The sequence below is a fragment of the Pseudomonas sp. P5_A12 genome (assembly GCF_056400685.1).
Genome location: NZ_JBFUKU010000312.1, coordinates 1 through 5,979, shown reverse-complemented (window position 1 = coordinate 5,979; position 5,979 = coordinate 1). Strand labels below are relative to the sequence as shown.

The window sequence follows — 5,979 nt, the reverse complement described above, 5'->3', positions numbered from 1 at the left end:
CAGGAAAGTTCGTACCATAGTGCTCTGGCTCAGGTGGGAGGGCCTCATGCTTGGCAGCTCGTACAAGGTCTCGTCAGTCGGATGAGAGCGCACTGATGGACGATCACCGCAGCCTGTCGGAAGTTGCACAGGCCACGGTACCGAACAGCTTGCTCGATGCGCCCCTAGCCGGCGCTGATGTTGCCACAGAAAAGAGGGCGGCTGCCGTCTGCCGGACTGGTGCGGACGAGTAAGGCATATTTACCCTTGGTCAGTTCGTTCAGCGCCACCGGTGCCTGAGCCCAGTACTGGGTTCGCGACGCTAGCGATGGATAATCGACACTGTTGGCCTGACGGGTCTTGTACGCCGGTTGTGCGCCCAAATGCTCGCACGAGCCAGTATAGATAGCCGTGTCAAGGCGGCTAGGTACGTTCAAGTCGTGGGGGACACCACCGATGGTAAGCCAGATGCTGGTTTGAGTGCCCACCGGGCTAAGGTTGGCTCGAGCGATATGCTCAGCGTTTTGTGGGGTAGCCTGCAAGGGGACATCAACAATCTCGGTTCTGCTCGCGCAACCTGAAATCGCTCCCGCCGCTACTACCAACGCCAGCCAAGATGTTCTGTTCATCACAGATCTCCTGATTTGAGGTGCGTTGATTTCATCCCCCTTGTGGAGTTTAGTGGCTTGTTCCGTGTGCGGGATCGAACTGATGGATGGTGTGTAAAAACGCATTCGTGCTACGTCGGCGCAAAGCGCCGACGGCCGTTTTATGAGTGATTTCGCGATTTGTGTTGCAAAGATAAATCTATTTTTAGTTGCTTCTGTAGTTGCCTATCATGCACGTAAAAATATTGGTGAGTGTTGCTGTGAGTTGTAACTCGGTTGTTTCATGGTTATACCACTGTGACTGCCCAAATAGAATGATGACTGCTGTATTCGTGAGTGGGCAGATGCCGCCATTAAACGTTTCTTTCTCGTTGCGCTCATAAGCGATAACGGTGCTTAAAACTGATGAGTATGTATTTTTCAGCTGAATAATCCGAATCTGTTGTTCTTTATTAAGATTCGCAAATTCACTGGTGATCAGAGCTAGTTTATGTTTTTCATTAAAATTGAATTTGACGAAGGCTTGAATAAATAAATTTAGTCGCTCGCAAGGGCTTCGCGCATTTTTCATTCGACGCTTCGTTTCCTGCAATAAATCCACTAAGCCGGACTCTATGAGTTCGAACAACAAGGCTTGTTTGTTATCGATGTGATGGTATAGCGATCCGGCATGCAATCCCAGGTAGCTCGCCAGATCTCGCAAGCCGACCGACTGAAAGCCACGAGTGGCAAAGAGTTCCAGCGCAGCATCAAGAATTCGATCGCGAGCGCTGTGTATTGGATTGGATGATGCGATGGTAGTTTGCATGTCGATCCGTCTACTAGAAAAATGAATGCGTGGCGAATACGCTTGGTAGATTGATGTAGGTTTATTCATCTGCACGAAACAGGACACGCGCACGCCGCAACTCTCAGAATTAAAGTATTTTCACCATAGGACGGGGCTCAACTTAACCCTTGTGGCCATAACCCGTTCTGGACGCATGGCTCGCGGTGCGCATCAGCAATAGCACCGCGCAAATTACCGGCAGGTTCACCAACAGCAGCGCATATCGCAGTGACTCGTGACCAAACAGAGGAAGCAACATATCGCTGAACAAGCCGGTTATCAGTGGCCCGATGCCAACCCCAAGCAGCGTGCTGACGATGGTTTGCAGAGCCATTGCGGTACCGCGCCGACCGGGTGGCACCAGTTGGGTGACGAGGTTGTAGGACGGGGCGACCCACCAGACGGCAAAGAAGGAATAAAGTGCGCACCAGAGCATGGCGGTTGGAATCGGCACATTTCCCAGGCGTACCAACAGGGAGTCGGACCAGAGCAAATAGGGAATCAGCGCACAGATGGCCGCCACGTGGCCGAATATCGGAATCGAAACTTGCCAGTGTGGATTGCGACGGCACAGGCGGTCACTCAACCAGCCACTGAACAAACCACCGATCCCGGCCGAAGTACCGCAGATCACCCCCGCCAGCAATCCGGCGTGTTGCAATGACAGGCCGTGGGAGCGCACCAGGAAGCTCGTGTTCCACATGCCAATGGCATAGGAACTGAGCGTGGTCAGTCCTCCTGCGAGGATCAGGCAACGATAGGCCGGCAACGCCCAGAGCTTGCGTGCTTCAGCGCCCATGCCCAGCAGGGCAGGCGGTGTGTGGGGGTGTGGCGTAACATCCCAACGACCACGCTGAGGGTCGCGCACGACAAAGGCCAGGATGGCGCTGAACACCAGCGCCGGCACTCCAAGGGCAATGAACGCACTGCGCCAGCCATAGTGCTCCACCACCCAGGCGCCGATGCTTAACCCGATGATTGAGGAAAAGGTTGGTGCGGCGGTAAAACAACTGATGGCAAATGACCGTCGTTGTGGTGGATACAGGTCAGCGATCAACGAGAGCGAGGCCGAAGTCGTCGGCGACTCGCTGACTGCAACCAGCATGCGCGCAATGGCCAGTGCAAGGAAACTGCCGGCCAAGCCGCAAGCCATTGTCGCCACGGCCCAGAGAAGACAAGACATTGCCAGCAGACGTATACGCGGCATGCGGTCCACCAGCCGACCCGCTGGCAGCCCCATGAGTGCATAGACTGCCGCGAACGCCAATCCCGAGATCAACCCGATGGCGGTGTCGCTGACTGCGAATTCGGATTTGATCGGTTCGACCATGACCGCCAGTATTTGTCGCCCGACGAAATTGTCGGCAAACACCATGGCCAGCAGCAATAGTAAGCCGTGGCTGCCCCAGCCGACCCTGGCCGGTGACAACAAACCTTCGCGGGCCGTCACCGTGGTGCCCACAGATCAGGCAGCCCGGGGTCACTCACGACGATCAGCCGCTTGAGCAAGACCTTCAAGGCTTGAGCGTCGGCCGCGCCGAGCTTGACCGCGAGGTCTTCTTCCACGGCCTTGGCCAATGCCAGTTGATGCAGCGAAACCTCGCGGCCCTGGGCCGTGAGGACAAACCGTAATGAGTCTGCCGATCCCTCGAACGCGACCAAACGCTGGCGTTCGAGAAAACGCATGCTGGCCAGCGAGACTTCGCGGCCAGTGTAGTTAACAAAGGTGTTGATTTCCTCAAGGGTCAGGTTGTCGCGGATACACAAAATCGAAAGAACAAAAAACGTCTGTTCGTCCAGCTGCTGACTGCTCAGTAGCTGCCGCAGGACGTTCAGGACCTGATAGTGCCCACGCCCCAGCAGGTAACCGAGCAAGTCCTCGGTGTAGCTGCACTCCGGTGGCGGAGGGGTGGTAGCCAGTCGCAGTTCACTGCGTGGCTTGCGCGTGGCCAGAGCGTATTGGCCACTCTGGAACGCCAGCGGCGCGCGGTCGCTGTGATCGAAGGCGAGAACCTCACCGACAAAGATCACATGATCGCCGCCTTCGTACTGGAACGCCGTGCGGCACTGAAAGCGCGCCGTGCAATCTTGCAGTAGCGGTGCCTCGCTGATGCCATTGTCCAGTTCGATCTCGGCGAACTTGTCCTCGCCCTGGGTGGCGAAACGTCCCGACAAGGTCTCCTGCTCCGTGGACAGCACGTGCACATTCCAATGCTTGCCGCTGCTGAAGATCGGCAGACTGCGTGCTTGCTTGGAGAGACTCCAGAGCACCAACGGCGGGTTGAGCGACACCGAGTTGAAACTGTTGGCGGTGATGCCCACCGGAGAGCCGTCTTCGGTCTGGGTGGTGATGATCGTGACCCCGGTGGTGAACGTGCCGAGCGCGGCACGAAATGCCTGGGGATCGAAGCTGATGTTTTGCATTGCCATGACTGGCCTCATGGAGTGGAGTTTTCGTATGGCCAGTATTGGGCGTTTGCAAGTGCTGAACATCGTCTCAACGGACTAACACTAATGCAGGGGCTCGTCCGATTGGACGAGGCGGTGCAGGTGTTCGCAAGGCTAGGGTGGCGCCAGGCGCATGGGGCGCTTAACGGCTATTGAGCCAACCTGCGAGGGGATAACAATGAGTTCAGCCACGTCTTGCGTCGAAGACCTTTCCAGCCTGCTGGCGCGACAGAAGAGCGCCTTTGCCAGTGCCGGAAGTGTCAGCGCCGACACCCGCCGTCAGCGACTCCAGCAAGTGATCGACCTGTTGGTCCACAACCATGCAGCATTGACCGAGGCGATCGACCATGACTTCGGCGGGCGGCCTGCCGGTTTCTCTTTGATGAATGACGTGCTGGGCGCACTGGCCACGCTCAAATATGCCCGCGATCATCTGCAGGTGTGGATGAAGGACGAGCCGCGCCAGATGTTCAGCCCTTATGATCAACTCGGCGCCACGGCCTGGGTCATGCACCAGCCCAAGGGCACGGTGGGCATCCTCGGCACTTGGAACGCGCCGTTGTACACCTTGTTCAGCCCATTGGCATCGGCTCTGGCAGCCGGCAATCGGGCCATCCTGAAGCCTTCGGAGGTGGTGCCACGCACCGCGCAACTGGTGGCGGATCTGTGCGCCGAACACCTCGACTCGCTGGTTGTGGCGGTCGTCAACGGTGGGCCGGAGCTGGGCGAGGCGTTCAGCAGCCAGCCCTTCGACCACCTCRTGTTCACCGGCAGCACGGCGATTGGCCGGCGGGTCATGGGCAACGCTGCAAAAAACCTGGTACCGGTCACCCTGGAACTGGGCGGCAAGTCGCCGGTTATCGTTTCGCGCGGCGCCGACCTGAACAAGGCTGCGTTCAGTATCGCGGCGGGCAAGGCCTGCAATGGCGGGCAGATTTGTATCAACCCGGATCTGGTGTACGTGCCCAAGGCCTTGCTCGAACCGTTCCTCCAGGCGCTGCGCAGTGCTTATCGCGACCTCAACCCGACAGTCGCCGGCAACGCGGATGTGGTGGCGGTGGTCAACCAGCGTCACCTGGACCGAGTCGAAGGCCTGATCGAGGATGCGCAGCTGCGCGGTGCGCGCATCGAGTGTCTGCCCGAACCACTGGCTGTAAATGTCCAGGACCGTCGTCGTCCACTGCGGGTGGTGATTGATCCGGCCMCGGAGAGCCTGATCATGCACGAGGAAATTTTTGGTCCGGCCATTGTCGTGCTGAGCTATGACGACCTCGATCAGGTCATCGCTGAAATCAACGGCAGGCCACGGCCACTGGCGCTGTATTATTTCGGCGAGGATGCACGGGAGCAACGTCACGTGCTGGAACACACCCTGTCCGGCGGGGTCACCATCAACGACGTGATGATGCACGCAGCCATGCACGATGCGCCATTCGGCGGTGTCGGCGCCTCGGGCATGGGTCATTACCATGGTCGCGAAGGATTTCTCGAATTCAGTCACTTGCGCACCGTGTTCAAGGCATCGGACCTCGACCCGCGCCGCGAGTGGGGCCTGTTACCGCCCTATGGCGATCACTACCTGGCGGCCATGCTGGCCGGTGTCACACGCGACTGATTTCGGTGTGGGAGGGCTAGCGTTCCCGCCGGCAAGCCTGGCTCCTGCGAGGTCCTGCGTGCACGACCAAAATAACAATTATCAATCAGAGCACAATCGATACCATGGCTAACCACGAACACCCACCATCCAGTTCTTCGACAAATCCTGACGCCGGCTGGCCGCGCCGCAGCGTGCTCAAGGCCGGTGCCGTGGCTATCGGCGTCGGGCTCCTGGGGCGCTTTGCCGACGCCCGCGCGACGGGACTTTCGGCCAGCGACTACCAGGCCATGGACGCCTGGGCGATGAGCCAGGCGATCCGCAGCGGCGAACTGAGTGCCGAGGACCTGATCGCGGCGACGCTGGCCCGTTACAACGAAGTCAACCCCAGGGTCAATGCGGTGAACATGCTGCATGAAGCCTACGCTCGCACCTTGCTGGCCCAGCGCCGCGCAGCAGGCACTCACAATCAGGGCGCCCTGGCCGGCGTGCCGCTGCTGCTCAAGGACCTCAATACTCCC

Annotated in this window: 5 protein-coding genes and 1 pseudogene; 2 read left to right on the top strand and 4 right to left on the bottom strand. The window is 58.5% G+C overall.

Annotated elements, in window-relative coordinates; translation table 11 throughout:
- Nucleotides 1–164: 164 nt before the first annotated feature.
- From AC1DSG_RS26385 to AC1DSG_RS26370, 4 genes are all read right to left on the bottom strand, one after another.
- Complete coding sequence (locus AC1DSG_RS26385; RefSeq protein ID WP_477793515.1) at nt 165–608, bottom strand: hypothetical protein; 444 nt, start codon at nt 606–608, stop codon at nt 165–167.
- Between the two features lie 184 nt (nt 609–792).
- Entirely contained in the window at nt 793–1,395 is a 603-nt protein-coding gene (locus tag AC1DSG_RS26380) for a TetR/AcrR family transcriptional regulator (protein WP_477793514.1), read from the bottom strand.
- Nucleotides 1,396–1,537: 142 nt separating this feature from the next.
- Nucleotides 1,538–2,845 carry a spinster family MFS transporter gene (locus tag AC1DSG_RS26375; RefSeq protein WP_477793516.1) on the bottom strand — a complete coding sequence of 436 codons (1,308 nt, stop codon included), beginning with the start codon at nt 2,843–2,845 and terminating at the stop codon, nt 1,538–1,540.
- 17 nt (nt 2,846–2,862) lie between these two features.
- Nucleotides 2,863–3,846: a flavin reductase family protein gene (locus tag AC1DSG_RS26370; protein WP_007946132.1), complete on the bottom strand. Its 984-nt coding sequence runs from the start codon at nt 3,844–3,846 to the stop codon at nt 2,863–2,865.
- Between the two features lie 151 nt (nt 3,847–3,997).
- On the opposite strand from AC1DSG_RS26370, the gene AC1DSG_RS26365 reads away from it, so the two are divergent.
- Nucleotides 3,998–5,479, top strand: a complete 1,482-nt coding sequence (locus tag AC1DSG_RS26365; RefSeq protein ID WP_477793513.1) for a coniferyl aldehyde dehydrogenase — start codon at nt 3,998–4,000, stop codon at nt 5,477–5,479.
- A 104-nt stretch (nt 5,480–5,583) separates the two neighbouring features.
- Nucleotides 5,584–5,979: pseudogene (locus AC1DSG_RS26360) on the top strand (amidase); the annotation flags it as partial.

Excerpts from the sequence above, each read along its gene's own strand:
- AC1DSG_RS26380 (WP_477793514.1), bottom strand. The coding sequence starts at position 1,395 with ATGCAAACTACCATCGCATCATCCAATCCAATACACAGCGCTCGCGAT.
- AC1DSG_RS26385 (WP_477793515.1), bottom strand. The coding sequence starts at position 608 with ATGAACAGAACATCTTGGCTGGCGTTGGTAGTAGCGGCGGGAGCGATT.
- AC1DSG_RS26370 (WP_007946132.1), bottom strand. The coding sequence starts at position 3,846 with ATGGCAATGCAAAACATCAGCTTCGATCCCCAGGCATTTCGTGCCGCG.